Raw genomic sequence first — 25,310 nt, 5'->3', positions numbered from 1 at the left:
ATGTTAGAGATATTTTTTCTCTACGTAAAATGGTCCGAATGGAATAAATGAGCAACCAAAAATGATTGCGATCTGCTTAAGTCCCCAGTTCATTGGCTTTATAAGTAATAAAGCTCCTACAACATAAGCTACAAAAAGTACTCCGTGTGCCATACCCACATGTTTAACCATAGCCGGCATATCCAGAATATATTTTAAAGGCATTGCTATGAGTAATAATACCAAAAATGAAATACCTTCCAGTATGCTAACCCACTTAAATACAGTAATCTTATGTTTCAAAGCCATAAAGCTAATTTTGAGCAACAAAGATAATTGATATTATATAGATGACCTCGTTTAACGGCTATGCTTTGTGAGCAATTTAATAAAGTAGTGATAAATGTTATCTGGCAATTTTAGTATTTTGCGACCGTAAAATGAAATTATGAATAATAAAAAAGTACTGGTTACTGGCGGTCTTGGTTTTATTGGATCACACACCGTAGTAGCCTTACAAGAGGAAGGATTTGAAGTGGTAATCATAGATAATCTTTCGAACTCATCGATAGATGTTCTTGGAGGAATAACTCAAATTAGCGGTAAAACCCCTGAATTTGAAAATATAGATCTCAGGGAAAAATCTGCAGTAAAGGATTTTTTCGAGAAGTATCCGGATATAGAAAACGTAATTCACTTTGCTGCTTCTAAAGCAGTTGGAGAAAGTGTCATAAATCCATTATTATATTACGAAAATAACCTTTCAACCTTATTGTACTTATTGCATGAACTAAATAATAGGGAGAAGGCCAACTTTATTTTCAGTTCTTCATGTACGGTTTATGGACAGGCTGATGAGTTACCTATAACTGAGAATGCACCGGTAAAGCAAGCTGAATCTCCATATGGAAATACAAAGCAGATAGGTGAGGAGATCATCAGGGATACTTGTAAGGTCAATCAGGCTTTAAAGACAATTTCCTTGCGTTATTTTAATCCAATTGGAGCACATCATTCTGGGGAAATTGGGGAACTTCCAATTGGAACTCCGCAAAATCTAGTGCCTTTCATTACGCAAACTGCGATTGGAAAAAGGTCTGAACTTTCTGTATATGGGGATGATTATCCTACCAGAGATGGAACAGCTATACGCGATTACATTCATGTTATGGACCTTGCAGAAGCCCATGTTTCAGCTTTAAAACGTCTACTATCGGAAAATGAGAATCAGAATTACGAAGTTTTTAATCTTGGAACAGGAAACGGTAATACAGTTCTCGAAGTTATAAAGTCCTTCGAAAAAGTTTCTGAAAAGAATCTGTCTTATAAAATAGTGGGTAGAAGAGAAGGGGATATCACCGCAGCATATGCAGATACTAATAAAGCAAATAATCATTTGAACTGGAAAGCAAAAAGATCTCTGGATGAAGCATTGGATAGTGCCTGGAAATGGCAGAAGCTAGTAGAGAAAAAGGAAGAAGATCAGGATTAATTACTGGAGACTAATCAAAGAAAAAAAGACCGGCAAATGCCGGTCTTTTTTTTCTATTTCGTTCCGTTAACAAGAAACGCGTGAATTACACCTGGAATCCAACCTAAGGCCGTTAGCAATAAACTAATTAAGAATGTTACTCCAAGTCCATGTTTCATGAACACGGCCAATGGTGGTAATAGGATGTTTAAAACAACTGTAAGAATTGACATAGCTTTTGATTTATTTGGTTAATAGTTCTGCTGAACATTTGCTCAACAGGCTCGCAAGGTAGAAGGATACTCAATAAGTGCCATAAACCTTGGGAAAAGTTTATAAGCAACCTCTAACAAAGCGTTAAACCATTTCAAATATAACCAGGGCGTATAAATAGAACCTGGCAAACCTAAGTAAACCAAAGATTAGGTAACTTGGAAAAGGGAATCTAATAATTCCTGCGGCGATACTGGTCATCGCAAAAGGGATAGGAAGTAAAGCTCCAACAATAATCAGAAAACCTCCCCATTTACGGGTGTTCTTAATATGTTTGGCAAGTTTAAGTTCCAGTGCATTGTGCACGGCTGGAATCTTAGTGATAGAAACACCAATCCAGTAAGAAACGACCCCACCAAGGTATGAGCCTAAAGCTAGTAATGATAAATACAGAAATGGGATAGCAGACTTTCCAGCCCAGGCGATAAATAGCTCTGGAGGAACCAGGCCTAATAAGGATTCTGATAGAAAGAAGATAGATAATACCTGCCATGGACTGTAAGTTTCAGTTACAGTAACCAGCATATCTTCGATATCCAGGAGAAAGTGATCGATCGCCCACAAAGCAGCTACAAATAGTACAATTGGTAAAACGGCTTTTCTTAAACTCCCAAGAACGAAAGAATAAAAACCGGTATAACTGTAGTATTGGTGCAATAAGCGGATTCGCGACTTCTTTTTAGATTTCGCATTGTCTTTCATCAGTTCTCCTTCTTTCTTTATAGTAGCAATTTCTGATCTTAAAATTGTTATCCGTTATAGGTGCAAGACTATTAGTAATCCTCTCCAGCATCAGCTTTAAGAGCCTTCACATACTCTCGAAGTTCTTCTTCGTTCAACTTATTAGAATGTTCGGCCATTAAGGATAACATATACTCTAGACTTTCCTGTCCTGTAATTTCTTCTGAATTCTCAACTTCAGTTTCTTCTTCAGTCTCAATTTCGATAGGATCACCATTTTCGTCCAGTTCAACTGGTACATCATCTGGAATAGCGATGAGGAAGTCCTGATTTTCACTAATATGTTCATGAGCCAATCTTGTAACTTTTGCCAAAAGTGGAATATTCTCCTCAACTACCAGTTTTCTCAACTCTTTAAGGTCTTCTACGATAGTATTGATAATGATTCCGTTGCGCATAAGGTCACGCTGAATCTTATTAAGTAACTTTTGTGCTTTAATGTTTTCCAAGGTTTTCTCTATTAAATTGGTCAGTACTAATTAGGTATTTATAGGTGTAATCCTACTCTTTACCTGAGCAGACAAAGTTAGTTTTTTTACATTTCTATAAAAGTGTTTTGATAGGTTTTATTAAGTATTTAACCTTTAAAATTAACAATATCTTACCGCCAGAAATTTCTATGTACTTCAAGCCTTTCTTAGCTTTAAACTTCAAAAAATTTAAGTTATGAGTACAAATAATAAAACTGCACTAATCACTGGAGGTAGTAAAGGGATAGGATACGGAGTTGCTGAAACGCTTCTTAAAATGGGTTATAAAGTGGCTATTACTAGCAGGTCATTATCTTCTGCGGAAGATGCTGCGAAGAAATTATCTGCGAATGGAGAGGCTCTTGGTCTGGAAGCAGATGTACGTAGTTATGAAAGTCAGCAGAAAGCTGTAAAGCAATTACTGGACAAATGGGGGCAGCTTGATGTTCTTGTCGCGAATGCCGGGGTTGGTAATTTTGGATCTGTAGATGAGTTGAGCGTAGAAGACTGGAAGGATACTATAGATACAAACTTAAATGGACTATTTTATTCAGTAAAAGCTAGCGTTGAGGCATTGAAGAAAACTGAAGGATATATTATAACGATCTCAAGTCTTGCCGGTACGAACTATTTTGCAGGAGGAGCCGCATATAATGCCAGTAAATTTGCTGTCACAGGTTTTTCTCAGGCGATCATGCTGGATCTTCGAGATAAGGGAGTCAAAGTAAGTACCATCATGCCTGGATCTGTTGCAACACATTTCAATGGCAACGAGCCTTCAGAAGAAGATGCCTGGAAAATCCAAAGTGAGGACATTGGAGAATTAGTTGGAGATCTTCTGAAAATGAATCCAAGAACGCTTCCAAGTAAAATTGAAGTAAGACCGGCTCGTCCACCGAAAAAATAAGTTTAAAATCATTTATTCTTAAAGCCACTCGATTCGAGTGGCTTTTTTCATTAACAAGCTTAGGAGTTAAGGTTAAATTGAAGACAAAGCCTGTATTCTCTAAGGTTTCAGGCTATCCATCCATTAAATTTGTACAAAAATCAAAAGAATAAGATTATGAGTATTGAAGGAAAGACTATTATTATTACAGGAGCATCTAGTGGAATTGGTAAAGCAACTGCACTGAAATTAGAAAGGAAGGTGCTAATGTAGTTTTGACTGCTAGAAGAGAAGAACGTCTGAATGAATTAAAAAAGAAGGTAGTAGCAGCCGTATTACCAACGATGATGGAACAGAAGTCGGGTAATATCATTAATATTTCATCAAGTGCTGCTAATAAGATCTATCCTGGTGGAGCCATTTACTGTGATACAAAATCTGCGGTAAAAATGTTTTCTGAAGGATTAAGAATGGAGCTGGCACCTAAATTCGGAATTAATGTGACATCTATTGAACCAGGTTTCGTAGATACAGAGCTTACAGATTCCATCACAGATGATGGGATTAAGGAAGGATTACTTTCCAATTTTAAAGAGATGACTCCGCTGGAAGCTCAGGATATTGCAGATGCGATCTATTATTCTCTAACACAGCCAAAACGTGCAAATGTGAATGATGTTTTTATCATGCCAACAGATCAAGAACAATAGTATCTAAGAGTATAATAAATAAAAAAGCCCGGTTTTAATCCGGGCTTTTTTTATGCATTGGAATAATCATTAAATTTTAACGACCATTTTACCAGTGTTCTTACCATCAAATAGATCGATAAATGCCTGAGGAGTATTTTCAAACCCTTCTACGACAGTTTCGTCATACTTCAGTTTTCCGGATTTCAACCAACCGGCAAGTTCCTGTATAGCTCTCTGAAACTCTTCCTGGTGATCTCTTACCAGAAAACCCTGCATTAATGCAGATTTCTTAATAAGAATCCCTTCAGGTCTTGGTCCAGTTGGTGTACCAGTTTCATTATAAATTGAGATAGCACCACAATTAATAATACGCGCTGCTTTATTTATATTCTGAAGAGTGGCATCCAGAATTTCTCCACCAACATTATCAAAATATACATCAACTCCATCAGGGCATTGCTCAGCGATCGCTTCTTTTATATTGGAAGTAGTCTTGTAATTGATACCACCGTCGAATCCAAATTTACTTTGGATATGATCGATCTTTTCATCAGATCCTGCAATACCGATTACACGACATCCCTTAATCTTTCCAATTTGACCAACAACACTTCCAACAGCTCCGGCGGCACCAGATACCAACAATGTTTCACCTTCCTTCAGTTTTCCAATAGTGTCAAGTGCAAGATGGGCGGTCAATCCTGTTAGCCCAAGAACTCCCAGGTATGCAGATAGTGGAGCCATCTCCTTATCAATCTTTCTCAAACCCTTTCCATCATGCGATTGCTCTAATTTCCAGTCCAGCATTCCTATGACATGTTCACCTTCTTTAAAATCTTCAGAATTAGAAGAAACAACTTCGGAAACCACCATAGATTCTAATGGTTGGCCAACCTGAAATGGTTCGATATAAGATTCCTCATCACGCATTCTTCCGCGTAAATAAGGATCTACAGAGATATATTTTGTTTTAAGCTTGAGTGATCTATCCTCTGAAATTTCAAAATCCTTGATCTCAAAATCTGAAGTTTCAGGTTTACCTTTTGGACGTTGTTTTAATAATATCTGCTTATTCATAACTTTTATTTTTAAGCAAATTAATATGCATCTGTTCATTTGGCAAACATGCATTCATAATTAAAACTTAAAACCTAAAAAGAGTGTAGATAGCGATGATTATTAAGCTCAACTTTGTAATTTCAATGTTCCAAACCCTCAAATTTGAAGATAAATTTTCAGCACTATTATAATGAACTTATTAAGTTTTTAAGAAGTACCGACTTCTCGAAAGCTATTGTTCTAACCATTGCGATCGTCATTCCAATTGCAGTTTTTTCCAATTTAGGTTTACTTGAAATAGGAGTAAGCATGGCGATGGGGAGTTTACTTTCATCTCCAAGTGATGTGGCTGGGAGTTTTAAACATAAGGTCATGGGTATCATGGCCGCGGCATTTCTTGGTGCACTTTCCTTCTGTATCGCAGGTTATTCTGCACAATTCAGCTGGGCAGTGGCACCCATGTTGTTAGTAATGATGTTCAGTATAGCATATCTTTCTGTATATGGTTTCAGAGCTTCGCTGGTTACTTTTGCCGGATTACTTGCGGTAGTACTTAGTTTCGCCAATATTTCTTCGGAAATTGAGATCTGGCAAAAATCCATTCTCATCTTTGGCGGAGGAGTATTTTATATGCTTATTAGTATTGTCTGGTATTTATTAAAGCCTGAAAGAGCCTCGGAACAGCAGATCGCTGAAACCATGGAACTAACCGCAGATTATCTCCGACTCAGAATTAGAATGCTCGATCCTGAAGCTGATCTGGAAAATATTCAGAAAGAACTTTTCCAGAAGCAAACCGAACTTAATGAGCATCACGAAAGTTTGAGGGAACTTCTAATAACTTTCAGAATGTCCTCGGGAAGTTCAGGTTATACTCGAAAAAGGCTGCTCATATTTATAGATCTTGTAGATATGCTGGAACTGGCAATGGCTAATCCTATTGATTACCCACAGATGAGAAAGGTGCTGGATTCCGATTTTATAGAATTAAAAGTGTTTAAGGAGTTTTCATTAAAAATGGCAGAACAGCTGGACCTCATTGCGCTTTCAGTACATAAAAATTCCGCGATGCCTGTGAATCAGCTTTCCGAAGAATTGAAGAAGGTTGAGATAAGTCTCCTAAAATACCGGGACACGATCAACATTTCTGAAAAAAGGGAGAGTATGCTGGTCCTGAGAAACTTCTATGATTACCAGACCAGGCAATCTCAAAAAATTAATAATATTGACCGCGTTCTTAGAAATCTTGAAGGAAAGAAAAGGATCTTTAAGGATAAGGATGTCCAGCAATTTCTAACTCAGCAGGAATACAGTTTTAAAACCCTTCGCACCAATTTTCAGTTCAATAGTTCTATTTTTCGTCATGCATTAAGACTCTCCATCGTAGTACTGGTTGGATATTTACTTGGGTCCTATTTCTCGGTTCAGAATGCGTACTGGGTTTTACTAACGATCGTCGTGATCATGCGACCTAATTACGGACTAACTAAACAAAGGACCAGGAAACGGATCATAGGAACGCTCATAGCCGGCGCCCTGGCAATTGGAATAGTTTTTATAACTCAAAACACTACGGTGTATGCTCTTCTGGGAATTTTAAGTTTAACGCTGGCATTTTCACTAATTCAACGCAATTATACCACCGCTGCGATGTTCATTACGCTCAGTATCATATTTATATATGCGCTTCTCCAGCCTGAAGTTCTCAATGTGATACAGTTTAGAATCCTTGATACAGTAATTGGTGCAGGTCTCGCGGGTCTTGGCAATTTTATTCTATGGCCAAAATGGGAATTAAAAGAACTAAACAATGTGATTGCTAATTCCATCAATTCCAATACGGGATATTTGGAGGAGATCGATGATTACTACCACAAAAAGGGAAATCTACCTATTAGTTACAAACTTGCCAGAAAGAAAGCCTTTTTGGATATGGGAGAACTTAGCGGAGCATTTCAAAGAATGACCCAGGAGCCAAAGTCTCAGCAAAAACAACTAAGTCTTATTTACGAAATTGTAGGCTTAAATCACACTTTTCTCTCTGCACTGGCATCGATGGGATCTTATATCAGGAACCACCCAACAAGCAAAGCATCCTCAGATTTTGAGATGTATACTAAAACCATTGTTTTCAATCTAAAAAATTCTGTACGCTTACTTGAAAATAAAACCAGACACGAGAAGGAACATGAAGGAATTTCTAAAGCTGGCAAGGCACTTCATCGTAAATTTGATGAGATGGCTACTGAAAGGGATAGAGAAATAAGCGAAGGAAAAGCCCAGATCGATGAGAACACGAGGTTGAATCTTCAGGAAGCACATTTAATTACCGGTCAATTGGAGTGGCTTTTGGATATTTCAGAAAAACTGGAGATCAATACCGAAAAATTAAAAGCGAAATTAGATGAGCAAAAGAGCCTTTAAAAAATACATTAAGGAACTTTCAAAAGAAGATCTAGAAGAGCAGATCATGGATCTATATAACAGGTTTGAGGATGTGAAAACATACTACAATTTCGTTTTCAATCCTAATGAGGAAAAACTCGTGCAGGATGCGAAATTTAAAATAGGGAAGGAGTATTTTCCACCAAACAACAGGCGTCCAAAAAAAAGACGTTCCGTAGCTCATAAGATCATTAAGCATTATCTGAAATTAGGAATGGAACCACATGCGCTGGCCGACGTTATGTTCTACAATGTAGAAATCGCCCAGACCTTTTCAGAAGAACAGGAATATATTACTGAAGCTTTTGAGAAAAGCATTTTTAAATCTTTTGAGCAAGCAGTGCAGTTTGTAGCTGAGTATGGAGTGATCTCAGAGTTCGAAAAGCGAATACAAAAGATCGCGAGGTTTAGTCATGATCACAAATGGAACAACAGCTATCAATTCGTAACTGCAGCAGATCGGGTACTTTAATTCTAGATCTGATTTTTATAGCGTTTACTGAAACAAAAAGTTACAATTGACTTAAATCAACATTGCTCTCAGTGCATTTAAGTATTTTTGAAATTAGAACAAAAGCTATGAAACTGGAAGAAATAATTAAGCAAATAGAATCTCAGAAAAATCTTCCTAATCTGAATTTCAGTATAAAGGAAAAGACCGAGGCATTTACAAAAAAGCTTTTTTACACTTTATTTGATAAGCAAACTCCCGTTGCAGATAATTTAATGGAATTAGGAAAGGACTTCGAGGTGCTGGCAAAACTAGTTTGCTGGGAACCTGGTGCGCCCTGCCAGGATATCTGGAGTGATTATCTCACAAAGTTACCTGGAATCCTAGAGGATTTGAATCTTGATGCTGAAGCGATCTCTAAGAATGATCCCGCAGCAAATTCAGTAGAAGAAGTTTATTTAAGTTATCCTGGGTTTTTCGCGATAGCGATTTACAGGCTTAGTCATGAATTTTACAAATTTGGATTGCCTTTGGTTCCAAGATTAATGACTGAATGTGCTCATAGTCTTACAGGAACCGATATTAATCCTGGTGCCGTAATTGGAAAATCCTTCTTTATCGACCATGCTACGGGTGTTGTCATTGGAGAAACGGCAACTATAGAAAACAATGTTAAGATCTATCAGGGTGTCACCCTTGGCGCACTAACGGTTAATAAATCAATGCAGAATTTAAAGCGACATCCCACGATCAAAAATAATGTAACCATCTATGCCAACGCGACCATTTTAGGTGGGAAAACAGAAATTGGTGAGAATTCAGTGATAGGAGGGAATGTTTGGCTAACTAGATCTGTTCCGGCTAATTCCATGGTTTCTCATACACCACAGATCAATATTAAAAATACAGCAGATAAATAATGAATAATTCAGTTATAGATTTAGTTGGGAATACACCTCTGGTGAAAGCGACAAGAGTTTTTTCAAAACCCGGAGTAGAACTATACTTCAAACTTGAAGGCCAGAATCCAGGAGGAAGTGTGAAGGATCGTGCGGCTTATAATATGATTAAAAGCGCATTGGATCGCGGAACTATTAACAAAAAAACGAAATTGATCGAAGCAACCAGTGGTAATACCGGTATCGCACTAGCAATGATCGCTGGGATTTTCGGTCTTGATATTGAGTTAGTAATGCCCGAAAATTCAACTATTGAAAGAGTCCAGACGATGCGTGCCTATGGCGCCAAGGTAACCTTAACCAGTTCAGATAATGGAATTGAAGGTTCGAGAGATTATGCTGAAGATAAGATGAAATCCGGCAATTATTTTATGCTGAATCAGTTTGGAAATGATGATAACTGGAAGGCGCATTATAAAACTACAGGGCCTGAAATCTGGAGAGAAACGGAACACAAGGTCACACACTTTGTCTCATCTATGGGGACTACAGGCACTATTATGGGGACAAGTACATTTTTAAAAGAGAAAAATCCTGATATACAAATTGTAGGAGTTCAACCTGAAGATAATGCCAGAATCCCGGGCATTCGTAAATGGCCGGAAGCTTATTTGCCTAAAATATTTGATGCGAAAAAAGTAGACGAGGTGCTGGAAGTAAATGAGGAAGATGCAAGAATAATGAGTCGAAGGCTTGCTGAAGAAGAAGGTATTTTTGCCGGAATGAGTAGTGGTGGAGCTACCGCGGCTGCAGTTAGATTATGTGAATCTTTAGAAAGTGGATTGGTAGTGTCTATTATATGTGATCGTGGTGACCGTTATCTTTCCTCAGACCTATTTGAAAAATAAGTTAAGTTGTATAAGATCATGGTTAACCTGTGATGAAGATCATAAAAGATCTATAGTCAACAATATTCTCTTATTCCGATGGTTTCGATCGGCACCTGATCTTATACAACTTTGTAATACTTAGAACTTCTCAATGGAAGCTACGCCATAATCATACTTTGAAGGAGTAATTTTTAGTCTCTGGCGATCGTTACCTTTCCGAAGAACTACGATATATTGCTCATTGTCAAGTTGATCGCTAATTCCCCGAGCTTATTTCTGGTCATAGTCCAACCCATGTATTCTCCAAAAACTTCGTTTCTAACCAGGGCTGGTAAGGCGATGTCTTTGAACATCTGGCTGGTTTTTAAGAGATTTCCTTTTTCGTCGTAGGTAGCTTCTAAATAACCTTTATTACTACGTAGAGTAACAATTACGTTTCCAGATTTAATATCGGCTTCATCTAGAAAACGATGAATATCGAAATTGGCTTTGGTAAAACCAATGGCATCTGATTGGAACTGAGCTGCAAATTTCTCCCTGACCTTCACAAGTCCGTTAGGATAATCCTCAAATACGAGATTTGCAGTTGGACTGAAATTAATTCTGGTCTCATCCAGCTGAATTACATCCTGTGCCTGAGCACCGATACTTAAAATAAAAACGAAAATAATAATGATGAACTTTTTCATGATGTAAGAATTTAATGATGAATAATTGATTATTGAAATTTTAAAATTACATCAAATACATCGTGCTGCAAATCACTTAAGTAGCATATCTATGATTAATTCTTATTTATTCTGTTGTTTTCCAGATGTTGCATTAATAGAGATACATCTTCAACCTGTACTTTATTTCTGGATATTTTTATAAATCCCATCTTCTTCATTTTTTGAAGATGTCTGTTAACTACTGCACGACTTGAGCCAATTAAAAAAGCTAGCTCTTTATCTGGAAGATCATTGATATTCTGCAATTTATTAATGTTCTTCAATAGTAAATGCAGTAAACGTGTCGTTATATCGCTAAAAACCAGTTGCGAAACATTCTCTTCCAGCATTCGCATCGATCTACCTGCATAACTTAGAAAATTCTTATAATATTCAGGATATGACTGTAACCAGCTTCTCAATTTATCCATAGGAATAGCGAGTACTTCTGTATGATCAAGGCATTCATAATACGCTTTATGTTTGATCCCGTCCAGTAAGCAGAAAAGATCAAATACATCACCTTTTTTCAATAAGAAAATGGTGTGTTCCTTAGCGCTATCAAAGTCTGTATGATACATTTTAACCCTACCATTCTTGATGATATAAAAGTGAAAAAGGAATTTTTCACAATGCACAAGACAGGTTTGTCTAGGCCATTTTTCTTGATAAAAGTTTTTCAGCAGTAACTTTAAATGCTCTTCTGGAACATCAGTAAATAAACCGCATTCCTGTAATACTGTATAATTATTCTGGTGGATGAAATCTTTATCGAACAAATCCTCGGAAATTAGTTGGTTAATTTTCCGGGGAGTCATTTATCTGATCAATTGTTCTGGAGACAGTAAAATCAGTTTGATTAGCGAAACACTAATTTACGATAATTATAAGTAGTATAAGGGTTAAAATAGATTCTATAATGTCCAATTTATTTTTGACCAAAGCTTAAAATGCTTTATTTTTGCAAAATTGCTTACTATAAAGGACTATATGGCGTCAGAAACATTTGGTATTGAGAAAAAGAAGGTCGACAAACAATTATATGATTACCAACAAAAGGATATAGATAAAATTTTTGGGGTGATTGAAGAACATCCTGAAAACTATAATCTTCTATATCAATTACCTACAGGAGGAGGGAAGACAGTGATTTTCTCTCAAATGACCAGGGAATATATTCAAAGAACCAACAAAAAGGTTCTTATACTAACTCACCGAATCGAATTATGTAAGCAAACTTCGAAAATGCTTTCAGGATTTGGGGTGCGTAATAAGATCATAAACAGTAAAGTAAAGGAATTACCAGATCAAAATGACTACATGTGTTTTGTAGCAATGGTGGAAACTTTGAACAACAGGCTTAATGATGAAAAACTTAAGATCGAGGATATTGGACTGGTAATTATTGATGAAGCTCATTATAATAGCTTTAGAAAACTCTTCAAGTTTTTTGAAAATTGTTTTATTCTGGGAGTTACCGCTACACCGCTAAGCTCTAATATCAAACTACCAATGAAAGATAATTACCGCGAACTAATCGTTGGTGATTCTATTACATCTTTGATTGAAAAAGGCTTTTTAGCAAAATCTAATATTTATAGCTATAATGTTGGTCTTACGAATTTAAAAGTAGGAATGAATGGTGATTATACTGTGAAATCTTCCGAAGAACTTTATTCGAATTATAGCATGCAGGAGAAACTTCTCAATGCCTATTACGAACGTTCTCGCGGTAAGAAAACCTTAATTTTCAATAATGGTATTAATACTTCCGTAGAAGTTTACCATACATTTAAAAGCGCTGGCTTGCCTATTCGTCATCTAGACAATACCACCAGCAAGCAGGATAGAAAGGATATTTTGAAGTGGTTTAAGCATACACCAGATGCGATCGTGACGTCAGTAAGTATTCTTACTACCGGATTTGATGAGCCTACTGTAGAGACGATTGTCTTAAACCGTGCAACCAAGTCATTGACCTTGTATTTCCAGATGATTGGTCGTGGATCCCGGGTGCTTAAAGACAAGAGCGAATTTACCGTGATCGACCTTGGTAACAATATGGCGAGATTTGGAAACTGGAGCAGTCCGGTGGACTGGAAACAAATCTTTAGATCACCAGACTTTTATTTTGAAAATCTGCTGAGTGATGAGGATATTGAAAGAGATTTTCAGTACCAGATGCCAGAGGAAATACGGGAACAATTCTCTAAAACTAAAGATATCTCCTTTGATATTGAGGCTGCCTATGATACGGTTATTAAGAAAGGGTTAAAATCCAAAGCGGTTCTGGAATGGTCCATGGAACAGCATGTTAAGATGTGCGTGGAGAATAGTGAAGATGTTTTCGATGCCAGGATCCTTGCTAAAGAATTAAAGGATGACATTAGTTCAAGAATCAAACAATACTCTTATTGTATAAGTAAAAGCACTAAAAATTACCGGGACTGGCTGGAAGAAGATTACTCCAGAAAACTAAGAATGCAGATCAATAAGGAATTCTAATTATCGTCTTTTTTGCCGAAGAGTTTCTTAAAGAAACCTTTTTTCTTCTTCCCTTTTTCTTCATTCTTATCGTCTGAACTTTCTTTCCGATCTTTATTGTTACCGGAAAACAGTCTTTCGAAAAAGTTATCACGTTCTTCTGGCGGGCATTCCATCAGGTTTGCCAGCTCTGAAGATAGTGGTTGAAATCTCGCATTTGTAATAGTATTGAAGCTTGAACTTGCATTCATTTTCTGCATTAGCTTCGCAAAAATTGGTAGCGCCGAGTTTGCTCCCTGTCCAATTCCGGTGTTCCTGAAACCTATGCGGTGATCGTCAGATCCAACCCAGGTTACACAAACCAGTTCTGGCGTTATTCCCACAAACCAACCATCCTTATTATCCTGAGTCGTTCCGGTTTTACCTGCGATGTCATTTTTTAATCCATAGCTATATCTAAGTCGGCTTGCGGTTCCTTCATCCACAGTAGCCTGCATCATATTGACCATAATTTTTCGGGTATCTTCTGAAAAAGCCTTTCTTTTAGATACTTTAGGTTTAAAAGTAGCCAGTACATTGCCTTCAGCATCTTCGATTCTGCTAATATAGAATGGCTTGGTAGCATATCCATCATTAGCATAAGCTGAATATGCACCTGTCATTTCCTCCAAATTAAGCGAAGCGGTTCCAAGCGCGATAGAAGGAACTGCCGGGAGTTCAGATTCTATTCCAAGATCTCTGGCCTGCCTGATCACGTTCGGTATTCCGGTTTCCATTAAAACTTTTACGGCAATAGTATTCATGGACTTGCTCAGTGCCGTCTTCAGATTGTAATTCATATTGGGATCATCACCTTCCGAAGAAGAATTAGAAGGAGTCCAGCCTTTATCATAAGTAACTTCTCGAACTGAAAAATAGGTACATGGATCCATTCCATTTTCAAGGGCAGCGGTATAAACGAAAGGCTTGAAGGTAGATCCAACCTGTCTCTTGCTCTGGCTCACGTGATCATATTTAAAGAAACGAAAGTCAATTCCCCCAACCCAGGCCTGGACAGCGCCATCCTTGGGACTAACTGCCAGAAGTCCGGAATTCAGAAATTTCAGGTAATGTGCAATACTATCTATACTGCTCATATTTTTAGTTTCCATTCCATCATAAGTAAACAACTCGGTAGAATGTTTTTGTTCCATTCTTTCCAGGATCTGTTCTTCTGAAAGACCTTCTTTAGAAAGCTTCTGATATCTTGAACTCCGCTTTACAGCGTCCATCAATACCTTTTTATTCTTTTCCCATGGACCATAATTCCCGTAGGATTTCTCGTGATCGTTTTGCAATTGAGACATATGCTCTCGCATAGCCTCTTCAGCGAGCTGCTGCATTTCGTAATTAAGCGTGGTATGAACTATAAGACCATCTCGATAGATATTATACTTTTCTCCATCCTTGTTTTTCAAAGTATCGAGAATACCTGAAACATCTTTGCGGACCTGTTCTCTAAAATAGGGTGCAATACCTTTATCATGACTATATCTTCGATAATCCAGAACGAGTGGCAGCATTTTGGCTTCTTCAGCCTGTGGCATACTCAGGTAGTTATATTTCGCCATTTGCATAAGCACAACATCACGACGAAGTCTGCTTCTTTCAGGAAAGATTCGCGGATTATAGTAATGACTGGCCTTTAACATTCCAACCAGGACTGCAGCTTCTTCAAGCTTTAAATCCACAGTATGTTTATCGAAAAACTTCATAGAAGCACTTTCGATTCCGTAGGTATTATCACTAAAAGGCACCGTGTTAAAATATAGCTGGATAAGTTCATCTTTACTATAAACATTTTCCAGACGTTTGGCAATTACAGCTTCCTGCATTTTGTTAATCACAATACCCAGGATTCCGTAATCTTTTCTACCATAAATATTTTTAGCTAGCTGAAGAGTGATCGTACTTCCACCTCCGGCAGAATCATCCTGCAGTAAAATCGATTTAAAGAAAACCCTTCCTAAACTACGATTATCAATACCATCATGCTCATAGAAACGGGCATCTTCAGTAGCAATTAAGGCTTCAATAAGATGGGAGGGAAGCTGATCGAAATCGATGGGCTGTCGATCATAAACATAGAACTTACCTATTAACTCACCATTGGAAGCGAGAACCTGTGTGGCTTTATTTTGTTGTAAGGATGAAAGTTCAGATTCTGTAGGTATCTTTCCGAAGAGGCCAAAATAGATACTGGCAAAGAAAAGCAGGAAAAACCCTGTAAGGCTGGATATAATAATAAGTGCCCATCTAATTATGGGATTGTTCTTTAGTTTCGCTAACATTCTTGAGTAGTAAGGTTTGCAAATAAACGAATGTTTGAATTAGTGAATTATATTTTAAGCTTAATTTATAAATTTTGTTAAATAATAAGAGGCTAATAATAGTACTAACCTCTTTCCTAACTGTAGTTGTAATGAACTGATTGATAAATTGGTCTTTTCATGCAGTATATTTTTGATCGCTATATTTAGACTTTTGTGATGATTTAATATTTAGAAATGGCCTCCGGTGTGTGATGCCACCGGTTCTGGCATTTCCAAAAACCTGTAAATTACTTTGAAGACTTGTCATGATTGATAAATTTTTGATGATTGATTAATACTTTCTACGCTTCGAGAATAATGATTTTTCTGCGTTGGCTTCAGTATTCATGAAGCATGATCTTGATTTGGTTTGATTGATTGAATGTCTCATAATGATTGTTTTGATGATTGATGAATAAGTTTGATTAAGCTCTTTTGCGCTTCGGAAATACCTGTCTCTGTAGGTTCGCCTCGGTGTTCATAAAGCATTGTCTTCCTTTTGTGTGATTGACTGAATATCTCATAATTAAAGTTTTAGATGATAAATAAACCATTTTTGATGTTGTTGATGATGGCCTCTATTTAATAGACGCTGCAAATCTTGCTATGTTACAGTACTATGCAATAAAAGGTACCGAATTAACAGAATTTAACATATATTGGTACTATTCGCTGTTCAAAGTATTGTTAAACTTTTTCAGTGAGATTAGCTTAATTGTACATTAGAACTCAAATGTATTTATATGAATAAGTGGGTTATTGGAATCGTAACTATGGTCATTGTTCTGGCCGGAATCATTTACGCGATCTACCAATTGAATGATTACGATTTTAATGATGCCGAAAAATCTTATGAAATAGTCGAGTCATGGGAATTACCTTCAGAACTGAATGAAGTTTCAGGAATGGTATATAATGAAGACGGACTTATGATCTGTGTGCAGGATGAAGATGGTATCCTGTTCATTTTTGATATGGAAACTAAAGAGATCATTGAAAAACACAAGTTCTCATATTCCGGAGATTATGAAGCTTTAACTTATCTGGATGGTATCTATTGGGTTGCTGAAAGTAATGGGAGAATCATAGATATTTCAGATCTTGACGTTGCAGATCAGGAACTGGAAGGTACACAGCTGGACTTTGAATACAGGAACAATATAGAAGGTATGACTGCAACTCAAGACGGGAAGTTGTGGATCACAGTAAAGGATCGTAATCTGGACAATAGCAGTGGTTACAAAGGTGTATATGAATATGATCCTAAAACCAGAAAACTGCAGAAAGAACCAATTTTAAGAATTGACTACGACGATCCTAAGTTTGAACGTTTAAAAACTCATAATCCCAGAAAACTTTTAAGACCATCAGATCTTGCAATTCATCCGTTAAGCGGTGATCTATATATTCTTGATGCTGAATTTCAAAAGGTAATAATTACAAATCAACAAGGCAGTATAAAATCCATTCATCTGCTGGATCCTGCTGAATTTGAACAACCAGAAGGAATTGCATTTTCCAAAGACGGCAGAATTTTTATTTCTAATGAAAGAGTAGGAGTACCCGCAAATATCAGAGAAATAAAGTTTAATTAATTTATTCCCGCATGTTTTTACTTACTTCCTGAACTTCATCGAGTACTCTTAGTAGATTTTCACCCCAGAGTTTAGCAATTTCCTGTTCAGAATATCCTCTTCTAACCAGTTCGATGGTTACATTAAGCGTTTCACTGGCATCATCCCAACCGTAAATTCCACCGCCTCCATCAAAGTCGGAGCTAATTCCAACATGATCAATACCAATCTTTTTCACGAGGTAATCAATATGATCCACGAAATCTATTACGGCTACCGGAGTTGAAGTTTCGTTTAAGTTATCCAGGGCAGGCTTAGCGGCGGTCCTTATCTTTTTTAGATCTGTGTAATAGTTCTCTTTCGCCGTTTCATCCAGTTTTCGAACGCTGTCACTTTCTAAATAACTCAAGCCCAATTGATCTGCAGTATATTTGTAAACTTCAGTTTCTGCCTTCGAAAAAGCATTATGTTTCTCAGTATTTAAATAGGAACTAAACGCTACCGTTTGAACGACACCGCCATTCTCGCGAAACAATTGAAGTAGTTCGTCATCCAGATTTCTACTATGATTGCAAATTGCTCTGGCAGAAGAATGAGAAGCTATAAGTGGCGCTTTTGATATGCTGAACATATCTTTGATCGCTTCTTTGCTGGGATGTGAAACATCGATCATAATTCCGTATTTATTCATTTCCAGAACTGCCTTCTCTCCCAATTCGCTCAATCCATTGTGTAGCCATTCATCATTCTCCTCTCCGGTATTGGAGTCTGAAAACTGACTATGACCATTATGTGAAAGTGACATATATCTGGCTCCTCTTTCGTAAAACTCTTTAATTCTGCTTAGATCTGTCCCAATTGGATACGCATTTTCCACACCTATCATGGCGACTTTTTTTCCTTCTGCAACCAACTTTCTCACTTCCGTAGAAGTCGTAGCCAGTCCTATAGCTTCGGGAGCATAAATTTCTATAAGTCTGTGGATTGCATCAAATTTGTTAATTGCATTTATATAAGCTTCAGCATAACCTTGCTCATTCAATTCGCCCTGCCCGGTATAAACTATCAACCAGCTAACATCAAGACCACCAGCCATCATTTTCGGCAAATTTACCTGGGTGTCCAGGTCTTGCGTGTAGTTCTTTTCAGTAGTGAAATTATTGATATTTATATCGTTGTGAGTATCTATAGTAATCACACGCTCATTTATTCTGGTCGCTTTCTCGATCAATTCTGAATCCTGAGTTTGTGCATTGCTATTAAATACTAGAGAGAAAAGGAGTAATCCTGATATTGATAATTTCATAAACTTAGATTTTCAGGCTGAATTTAATAATTATATTTAAGGATAACTTAAAATCTTATTTACGATTGAATTTTAATATACATTTGATTAGAGTTACCAATTAATTGAATGAATAAATACATCGTTGTAAACCAGCCTGAAAACTGGAAAATTTCTCCGGAGAATACTAAAATTATCTCTTCGCGGGATTACCTTACCAATCCTGAATTCGCAAAACTCAAGAATGTTCGAATATTTAATCTCTGTAAAGACTATTCATACCAGTCCAAAGGATATTATGTGTCTTTACTGGCAGAAGCCCGTGGACACTCAGCTATTCCAACCATAAGGAATCTGGTTGATCTTGGTGAACCAAAGTTAGTGAGGATAGTTTCTGATGAATTTGACGATCTTATTCAGCGTAGTTTTAAAAGCCTGAAATCCAAAGAGTTTACGCTCAGTATTTATTTTGGGCAGAATGTCGCGGCGAAATACAAGGAATTGAGCGCTACATTTTTCAGGCATTTTCAAATTCCAATATTACGGGTACGATTCACTTTTACGACCAAGTGGAATATTAAAAGTATCAAAGCGATTTCTGAAGCTGAAATTCCTGAAGAACATAAAGAGAGTATGTTTGCATTTGCTGAGCAATATTTTAGCAAAAAGCGTTATGATACTCCGAAGCTTTCCAGTTATGAATATGACTTAGCAATCCTGGTTAAGGATGGAGATCCCGCACCTCCAAGTAATAGCAAAGCCTTGAAGAAATTCGTGGAGATCGCGGAAAAAATGGGTTTTTATACTGAAATTGTTTCACCTAAAGATCTCTCCAGACTTTCATCTTTCGATGCTCTGTTTATCCGCCAGAGTACAGAAGTGAATAACGAAGCATACGCTTTTGCCCGCAAGGCACAGCAGGAAGGTATTGCGCTCGTAGATATGCCAGATGCTATATTAAAATGTTGCAACAAGGTATTTATGGCTGAAGCTTTACAAAATGCCGGAATACCGACGCCGCAAACCATGATCGTTCATAAAGAAAATGTAAGTGAGGTTCTGGAAACTATCGGCTTGCCAGTAGTATTAAAATCACCGGATTCTACTTTCTCTTTTGGTGTTAAAAAAGCAAAAACGGAATCTGAATATTATGAGCTCGCATCTGCGATGCTTAAAGAGTCAGAATTGGTTATTGCTCAGGAATTTTCCTATTCTGAATATGACTGGAGAATTGGAATTCTGGATGGAAAACCATTTTATGCCAGTAAATATTATATGGCAAAAGGTCATTGGCAGATCTACAATTGGAATGCTGAAGACAAATATGATCAGGATGGAAATGCAGATTCTCTACCTATAGAAAAAGTTCCTGCTGAAATAATAAAAATTGCGGTAAAGTCGGCTAAACTCATGGGTTCAGGCTTATACGGGATTGATATTAAAGAAACAGAAAAAGGCCCGGTTGTTATAGAAATAAATGACAATCCCAATATTGATGCGGGAGTAGAGGATGAGTACTATGGTGATAAAGTCTATACTGATATTATTACTGCTCTTAAAAACCGACTAGAAAAAAATTAAGAATGGCATATCACTTATTTGAAGTTTTTGGAATAGAGCTGGAATACATGCTCGTGCATCATAAGACAATGAAGGTAAATCCTTCAGTTGATGAATTGTTTACCCTTAAAAATGGCGCTCTAACCTCAGATGTTTCCAACGGTAAGATTGAATGGAGCAATGAGCTCGTAGCTCATGTAGTGGAATTAAAAACAAATGGTCCCGTATCCAGCCTGGAAGATCTGGAAAATGACTTTCTTCAGAATATAAAGGAGATCAACAAGCTTCTGGGAGGTATGGATTCAAAATTACTGGCTGGTGCATGCCATCCATTAATGGATACTATGGTCGAAACAAAATTATGGCCACATGATCATAATGAGATTTATAACCTCTACAACAGGATATTTGATTGCAGAGGACATGGTTGGAGCAATGTTCAGAGTATGCATATCAATCTGCCATTTGCAAATGACCAGGAATTTGAGAAGTTGCACGCAGCAGTGCGTATCTTACTTCCAATCATTCCTGGTCTTGCTGCAAGCTCTCCGGTATTGGATGGTCATTTCACTGGATATAAGGATTCCAGAATGCACTATTATAAGACCAATCAGAAGGAAATACCTCATATGACAGGGAAGGTCATACCTGAACAGGTCTTTAGTAAGAAGGAATATCACGAAAAGATCTTCGATCCTATAAACAAAGCGATCAAAAAGTATGATACAAAACAAATTCTCGATCATCACTTTTTAAATTCAAGAGGAGCTATTTCACGGTTCGACAGGAATGCAATTGAGATCAGGGTTATCGATACTCAGGAAACACCTTCCGCAGATATTGCCATTGCAGCCTTTATAGTAGAAGCTTTAAAATTATTGGTTTCTGAAGAGCTCGTTTCTCTGGAAGATCAAAAGAAATGGCACGAGGATGATTTATTTGATATCTTTAATGATGTGATCAAGGATGCTGAAAATACGCTGATTACAAACAAGCGATATCTGGCAATTTTTGATATTGAAAAAGACGCTGAAGTTAGATATATCTGGAAAAACATTTATAAACGCGTAGGTAATAAATTGACTGTTAATCATCAGAATCATATTGAATTCTTATTACAGAATGGCAGTCTTTCATCACGTATCTTGAAATCCTTGAGAGGAGATTTTTCAGAAACGAACATAAAACGTACTTACTTGAAGATCGCTGAAAGTCTGCAGTCTGATCGTATGTTCCGGCCATGAAAATAGTAATTACCTGCGAACATGCTACGAATGCAATTCCGCCTGAATATGTTTATTTATTTGAAGAGCAGAAGGATGTTCTAAATACTCATGAAGGCTATGATCCCGGTGCTTACGATCTGTATAAATATTTAGAACCTTTATCAAATGCCAGCTATGCGCAGGATATTGGAAGATTACTGATTGAGACTAATCGATCTTTACACCATCCTAAGCTATATTCCAGGTTCTCAAAAATTCTTGAGCATTCTAAGAAGAGTGAAATAATCGAAAAACATTATTCACCTTACCGTCGTCATGTGGAGAATATAATTCTGGATTTTCATAAATTGAATCATACGATATTACATCTTTCGATTCATTCGTTTACACCCGTTCTAGATGATATTGAAAGAAACTGTGATATAGGAATACTCTATGATCCTAAGGTTCGGTTAGAGCAGGAATGGAGTGAGCAATTTAAAAATTCTCTAACAGATGAATCTAAATACAGAGTTCGTAAAAATTATCCATATCATGGAAAAGCTGATGGTTTTACGACTTACCTGAGAAAAGTATTTACAGAAAATTATATAGGAATCGAAATTGAGGTCAATCAAAAATTTGTGTTCAAGAATAAAATGAATGTCAGTTTAAATGAAACTATATATAACTCTGTAAAAGATTGCATAAAAAAAGCCCCTTAAATAAGGAGCTTTAATTCGGGGGATCTAATCTCTTATTTTAGATCGTATTCCAATGTGATTTCTGCTTTAAGTAATTTTGAAAGCGGACAACTTTCTTTGGCTTTATTAGCGATCTTGTCAAATGTATCTTTATCAATTCCTGGTACATCTGCGGTCAAGATCAAATGAGATTTTGTGATTTCACCATCTTCGAATGTGATCTCACTGGTCGTAGCAACCTGGTTTGGTTCATATCCATCTTCAGAAAGAAAAGCGGATAGTTGCATACTGAAACAACCTGCGTGTGCTGCACCGATTAATTCTTCAGGATTTGTTCCATTTCCATCTTCAAAACGTGTCTTATATGAGTATTGTTCATCTTTAAGAACTCCGCTCTCAAGACTAACTGTTCCTTTTCCTTCTTTTAAAGAGCCTTTCCACTCCGCTGATCCTTTTCTTATCATAACTTAGATTTTGATTTTAATCTAATGTAAGGAGCATACCAGTCAATCGAAAAGAATTATCATAACCTTAACCAGAATATCAAACACAATCAAAAAAAAAGCCCGGATAGACCAGGCTTTTTCAAATATGTGCGATAATAAATTACTTGATCTCAACTACTTCAAGATCAAAAATAAGATCTTTTCCAGCTAGAGGGTGATTTGCGTCTACTACGATGGTCTCATCTTTTACATCTGTAATTACCAGATTAATCTCACGACCATCAGGTCCTTTAGATACCAATGGCATTCCAACTTCTGGCTTAAGTTCTTCTGGAAGTTGATTTTTCTGAACTTCCTGGATCAATTCTTCTTTTGGATCTCCGTAAGCTTCATCTTTAGATATGTTGATAGTCTTCTTCTCGTTAACTTCCATACCGATAAGGCCTTCTTCAAATCCAGGAATTAATTGTCCTTCACCTAGAGTGAATTCGATAGGTTCTCCACGTTCTACTGAACTGTCAAAAACCTGTCCGTCTTCTAGTTTTCCTGTGTAGTGTACCTTTACGGCATCATTCTGCTTAACTTGACTCATAAAATATTATTTTCAATTACAAATTGAGGCTTCGATATTCTCTCCACCATTTTCAAGTACAAATGTGCAAGGACCTTGCCGAAGGTCTAATTACCCGACACAATAACTGATTCCACCGGCAATATGTCAGTCAAGGTTTAATTGTTTTATTATCTGAAAAAAGATAACTTTAAGCAATTCCTAACCAACACCTTACAAAATGAGCAAATTTTCCTTACAGAATACTTCAAACGCCAGAAGAGATTTCATTAAAAAATCTGCAGTTGCAGCTTCAGGATTTATGATCGTTCCCAGGCATGTACTGGGTGGACCTGGTTTTACTGCACCAAGTGATAAGTTATTAATTGCCGGGATTGGAGTAGGAGGTAAAGGAGAATCAGATATCATGAGTTTTTACAAAAGCGGCAAAGCTGAGATAGCATTTTTATGTGATGTAGATGACAGACGAGCGGCAGCTTCCCGAAAAGCTTTTCCAAAAGCGAAGTATTATAAGGATTACCGGGAAATGTTTGATAAAGAATCTAAAAATTTCGATGCAGTAAGTGTTTCAACTCCAGACCATAATCATGCTGTACAAACTATGGCTGCTATGGAACGCGGAAAACACGTATTCGTTCAGAAACCACTTACACATGATATTTATGAAGCCAGAAAGCTTACACAAGCAGCTAAAGAATATAAGGTAGTGACTCAAATGGGTAACCAGGGTGCTTCAGGGGATGGGGTGCGCAAAATGAAAGAATGGTATGACGCAGGTTTAATTGGAGAAGTACAGGAAGTAAATGTATGGACGAATAGACCAGTATGGCCACAAGGAATCCCATGGCCAAAAAAGAGTAGTTCAATCCCTTCTGAACTGGACTGGAAATTATGGCTTGGTACTGCACCGCATAAGGAATATGTGGATGGATTGGTTCCTTTCAACTGGCGTGGCTGGTGGGATTATGGAACTGGTGCTCTTGGGGATATGGGTTGTCATCTTATTGAACCGCCTTTTAGCATACTGAATCTTAAATATCCAAAAGAAGTGGAATGTAGCGTTGGAAGTGTATATGTAGATGAATTCCAGAGAGGTTATTTCCCGGATAGCTGTCCCCCGTCAAGTCATGTAATTATGAGCTTTGAGGGCAAGACTCCGGGTTCTGATGATATTAAGCTACATTGGATGGATGGCGGAATCAAACCTATGCGACCAGAAGAATTAGGTCCTGAAGAAACATTTGGAGATGGAGGTAATGGTGCGTTGATCATTGGAACTAAAGGTAAAATGATGTGTGGCACTTACGGACTTAATCCAAGATTACTACCTACCTCAAAAACAGACGAAGTCAATATAGCCGAAACTTACGAACGTGTGCCAAATGGCATGGATGGTCATTACGCTCAATGGGTGGAAGCTGCCATTGCAGGGTATGGCAATAAAAAACTGAGTTCACCGTTCGATATCGCAGGTCCTTTGACTGAATCTTTATTGATAGCAAATCTCGCCATTCGAGGTTATGATATTCAGAACAAGAAAAAGGACGCGAACGGTAAGGACCAGATCATTTATCCAGGCAGAGACCTGAAAATGATCTGGGATTCAGAAAATATGAAAGTCACCAATTTTGATGAAGCAAATCAATTTGTTAAACGAGAATATCCTGAAGGATTCACTTTATCTTAAAGGATGCTGTACTCTAAACATATGTACAGGCTTAAAAAATCTGGGATTTTGATCTCCGGGTTTATTCTAATGATCTATCTAACTGCCTGTACGGCATTTGATGGTAATAAGGATGTTGAAGACTGGGATACAATTTGTGTGACGGCAACCGCCTATAACTCGGTAGAATATCAAACTCAGAATAACCCTAGAATTACTGCCTGGGGAGATACATTAAGACCAGGTATGAATGCGATCGCAGTTTCGCGTGATCTTTTAAAGATGGGACTGGATTATAATTCACCTATCAAAATAGAAGGTTTTGACAGTGTTTTCTATATCAAAGACAAAATGCACTACCGCTGGAAAAAAAGGATTGATATCTATATGGGACAGGACGTATCTAAAGCAAAGGATTTTGGAAAGAAGCAGCTAAATATTGCTTACTTATTTCAAGAGGATTCGTTGAAAAAATAGGAATGTTTATCTTCGAGCTCA

General features: G+C 37.2%; 26 protein-coding genes. 14 read left to right on the top strand and 12 right to left on the bottom strand.

The features are described from left to right. Positions 1-3: 3 nt before the first annotated feature. A complete protein-coding gene (locus ACSHZO_RS09380) occupies positions 4-288 on the bottom strand; it encodes a DUF3817 domain-containing protein (RefSeq protein ID WP_295180799.1) in 285 nt (94 codons plus the stop codon). Positions 289-427: 139 nt separating this feature from the next. Here ACSHZO_RS09380 and galE point away from each other — a divergent pair, with 139 nt between their 5' ends. Then, positions 428-1,471 (top strand): UDP-glucose 4-epimerase GalE, encoded by a 1,044-nt coding sequence (gene galE / locus ACSHZO_RS09375; RefSeq protein ID WP_298247186.1) that lies wholly within the window; start codon positions 428-430, stop codon positions 1,469-1,471. A 53-nt stretch (positions 1,472-1,524) separates the two neighbouring features. Here galE and ACSHZO_RS09370 read toward each other — a convergent pair whose 3' ends face one another. The 3 genes from ACSHZO_RS09370 to ACSHZO_RS09360 form a co-directional block, all read right to left on the bottom strand. Further along, a complete protein-coding gene (locus ACSHZO_RS09370; protein WP_295180803.1) occupies positions 1,525-1,683 on the bottom strand; it encodes a YqaE/Pmp3 family membrane protein in 159 nt (52 codons plus the stop codon). A gap of 124 nt (positions 1,684-1,807) precedes the next feature. Continuing rightward, the gene (locus tag ACSHZO_RS09365) at positions 1,808-2,425 is read right to left on the bottom strand and encodes a YqaA family protein (RefSeq protein ID WP_298247185.1); all 618 of its coding nucleotides are present in this window, start codon (positions 2,423-2,425) and stop codon (positions 1,808-1,810) included. A 71-nt stretch (positions 2,426-2,496) separates the two neighbouring features. After that, entirely contained in the window at positions 2,497-2,913 is a 417-nt protein-coding gene (locus tag ACSHZO_RS09360; protein WP_295180806.1) for a hypothetical protein, read from the bottom strand. 217 nt (positions 2,914-3,130) lie between these two features. Between ACSHZO_RS09360 and ACSHZO_RS09355 the strand changes: the two genes are divergently transcribed. Together ACSHZO_RS09355 and ACSHZO_RS09350 are read left to right on the top strand one after the other, a co-directional pair. Continuing rightward, positions 3,131-3,841 (top strand): SDR family oxidoreductase, encoded by a 711-nt coding sequence (locus tag ACSHZO_RS09355; protein WP_298247184.1) that lies wholly within the window; start codon positions 3,131-3,133, stop codon positions 3,839-3,841. Between the two features lie 254 nt (positions 3,842-4,095). Then, positions 4,096-4,530 (top strand): SDR family oxidoreductase, encoded by a 435-nt coding sequence (locus tag ACSHZO_RS09350; RefSeq protein ID WP_366878090.1) that lies wholly within the window; start codon positions 4,096-4,098, stop codon positions 4,528-4,530. Positions 4,531-4,599: 69 nt separating this feature from the next. Here ACSHZO_RS09350 and ACSHZO_RS09345 read toward each other — a convergent pair whose 3' ends face one another. Beyond that, on the bottom strand, positions 4,600-5,589 hold the full coding sequence (locus ACSHZO_RS09345) for an NADP-dependent oxidoreductase (RefSeq protein ID WP_298247183.1): 990 nt from the start codon (positions 5,587-5,589) through the stop codon (positions 4,600-4,602). 144 nt (positions 5,590-5,733) lie between these two features. Here ACSHZO_RS09345 and ACSHZO_RS09340 point away from each other — a divergent pair, with 144 nt between their 5' ends. From ACSHZO_RS09340 to cysM, 4 genes are all read left to right on the top strand, one after another. Next, on the top strand, positions 5,734-7,995 hold the full coding sequence (locus ACSHZO_RS09340) for an FUSC family protein (RefSeq protein WP_298247182.1): 2,262 nt from the start codon (positions 5,734-5,736) through the stop codon (positions 7,993-7,995). After that, positions 7,976-8,488 carry a DUF6155 family protein gene (locus ACSHZO_RS09335; protein ID WP_298247181.1) on the top strand — a complete coding sequence of 171 codons (513 nt, stop codon included), beginning with the start codon at positions 7,976-7,978 and terminating at the stop codon, positions 8,486-8,488. The genes ACSHZO_RS09340 and ACSHZO_RS09335 overlap by 20 nt, the downstream gene beginning before the upstream one ends. Positions 8,489-8,595: 107 nt before the next feature. Next, a complete protein-coding gene (gene epsC, locus ACSHZO_RS09330) occupies positions 8,596-9,387 on the top strand; it encodes a serine O-acetyltransferase EpsC (RefSeq protein WP_298247180.1) in 792 nt (263 codons plus the stop codon). Further along, complete coding sequence (gene cysM, locus ACSHZO_RS09325) at positions 9,387-10,274, top strand: cysteine synthase CysM (protein WP_298247179.1); 888 nt, start codon at positions 9,387-9,389, stop codon at positions 10,272-10,274. Before epsC ends, cysM begins: the two co-directional genes overlap by 1 nt. Positions 10,275-10,480: 206 nt before the next feature. Here cysM and ACSHZO_RS09320 read toward each other — a convergent pair whose 3' ends face one another. Both ACSHZO_RS09320 and ACSHZO_RS09315 read right to left on the bottom strand, forming a co-directional pair. Next, the gene (locus tag ACSHZO_RS09320) at positions 10,481-10,945 is read right to left on the bottom strand and encodes a hypothetical protein (protein ID WP_298247178.1); all 465 of its coding nucleotides are present in this window, start codon (positions 10,943-10,945) and stop codon (positions 10,481-10,483) included. A gap of 95 nt (positions 10,946-11,040) precedes the next feature. Next, complete coding sequence (locus tag ACSHZO_RS09315) at positions 11,041-11,745, bottom strand: Crp/Fnr family transcriptional regulator (protein ID WP_298247177.1); 705 nt, start codon at positions 11,743-11,745, stop codon at positions 11,041-11,043. 211 nt (positions 11,746-11,956) lie between these two features. On the opposite strand from ACSHZO_RS09315, the gene ACSHZO_RS09310 reads away from it, so the two are divergent. Next, positions 11,957-13,471, top strand: coding sequence for a DEAD/DEAH box helicase (locus tag ACSHZO_RS09310; RefSeq protein ID WP_298247176.1), 1,515 nt, complete (start codon positions 11,957-11,959; stop codon positions 13,469-13,471). Here ACSHZO_RS09310 and ACSHZO_RS09305 read toward each other — a convergent pair. Beyond that, positions 13,468-15,780 (bottom strand): penicillin-binding protein 1A, encoded by a 2,313-nt coding sequence (locus tag ACSHZO_RS09305; protein ID WP_298247175.1) that lies wholly within the window; start codon positions 15,778-15,780, stop codon positions 13,468-13,470. The two genes, ACSHZO_RS09310 and ACSHZO_RS09305, sit on opposite strands and share 4 nt — an antisense overlap. A 157-nt stretch (positions 15,781-15,937) precedes the next feature. Further along, on the bottom strand, positions 15,938-16,069 hold the full coding sequence (locus tag ACSHZO_RS09300) for a hypothetical protein (RefSeq protein ID WP_298247174.1): 132 nt from the start codon (positions 16,067-16,069) through the stop codon (positions 15,938-15,940). A gap of 475 nt (positions 16,070-16,544) precedes the next feature. Here ACSHZO_RS09300 and ACSHZO_RS09295 point away from each other — a divergent pair, with 475 nt between their 5' ends. Further along, positions 16,545-17,396, top strand: a complete 852-nt coding sequence (locus ACSHZO_RS09295) for an SdiA-regulated domain-containing protein (RefSeq protein WP_298247173.1) — start codon at positions 16,545-16,547, stop codon at positions 17,394-17,396. A 1-nt stretch (position 17,397) separates the two neighbouring features. On the opposite strand, the gene ACSHZO_RS09290 is transcribed toward ACSHZO_RS09295, so the two are convergent. Continuing rightward, a complete protein-coding gene (locus ACSHZO_RS09290) occupies positions 17,398-18,681 on the bottom strand; it encodes a dipeptidase (protein WP_298247172.1) in 1,284 nt (427 codons plus the stop codon). A gap of 108 nt (positions 18,682-18,789) precedes the next feature. Between ACSHZO_RS09290 and ACSHZO_RS09285 the strand changes: the two genes are divergently transcribed. The 3 genes from ACSHZO_RS09285 to ACSHZO_RS09275 are packed head-to-tail and all read left to right on the top strand — an operon-like array spanning position 18,790 to position 22,150. Continuing rightward, positions 18,790-20,241, top strand: a complete 1,452-nt coding sequence (locus ACSHZO_RS09285) for a RimK family protein (protein ID WP_298247171.1) — start codon at positions 18,790-18,792, stop codon at positions 20,239-20,241. A 2-nt stretch (positions 20,242-20,243) separates the two neighbouring features. Beyond that, a complete protein-coding gene (locus ACSHZO_RS09280; protein ID WP_298247170.1) occupies positions 20,244-21,464 on the top strand; it encodes a carboxylate-amine ligase in 1,221 nt (406 codons plus the stop codon). Next, on the top strand, positions 21,461-22,150 hold the full coding sequence (locus tag ACSHZO_RS09275; RefSeq protein ID WP_298247169.1) for an N-formylglutamate amidohydrolase: 690 nt from the start codon (positions 21,461-21,463) through the stop codon (positions 22,148-22,150). Before ACSHZO_RS09280 ends, ACSHZO_RS09275 begins: the two co-directional genes overlap by 4 nt. A 32-nt stretch (positions 22,151-22,182) precedes the next feature. On the opposite strand, the gene ACSHZO_RS09270 is transcribed toward ACSHZO_RS09275, so the two are convergent. Continuing rightward, complete coding sequence (locus tag ACSHZO_RS09270; protein ID WP_298247168.1) at positions 22,183-22,593, bottom strand: OsmC family protein; 411 nt, start codon at positions 22,591-22,593, stop codon at positions 22,183-22,185. A 142-nt stretch (positions 22,594-22,735) separates the two neighbouring features. After that, entirely contained in the window at positions 22,736-23,167 is a 432-nt protein-coding gene (locus ACSHZO_RS09265; protein ID WP_295179859.1) for an FKBP-type peptidyl-prolyl cis-trans isomerase, read from the bottom strand. A 199-nt stretch (positions 23,168-23,366) separates the two neighbouring features. On the opposite strand from ACSHZO_RS09265, the gene ACSHZO_RS09260 reads away from it, so the two are divergent. Next, entirely contained in the window at positions 23,367-24,833 is a 1,467-nt protein-coding gene (locus tag ACSHZO_RS09260; RefSeq protein ID WP_298247167.1) for a Gfo/Idh/MocA family protein, read from the top strand. 3 nt (positions 24,834-24,836) lie between these two features. Further along, entirely contained in the window at positions 24,837-25,289 is a 453-nt protein-coding gene (locus tag ACSHZO_RS09255; RefSeq protein ID WP_298247166.1) for a 3D domain-containing protein, read from the top strand. Positions 25,290-25,310 lie beyond the last annotated feature (21 nt).

Source organism: Christiangramia sp. 3-2217-3z, from assembly GCF_051195275.1.
Classification (GTDB): domain Bacteria; phylum Bacteroidota; class Bacteroidia; order Flavobacteriales; family Flavobacteriaceae; genus Christiangramia; species Christiangramia marina.
Note: the sequence above shows the minus strand (reverse complement) of the source record. Positions and strands in the feature narration are given on the sequence as shown.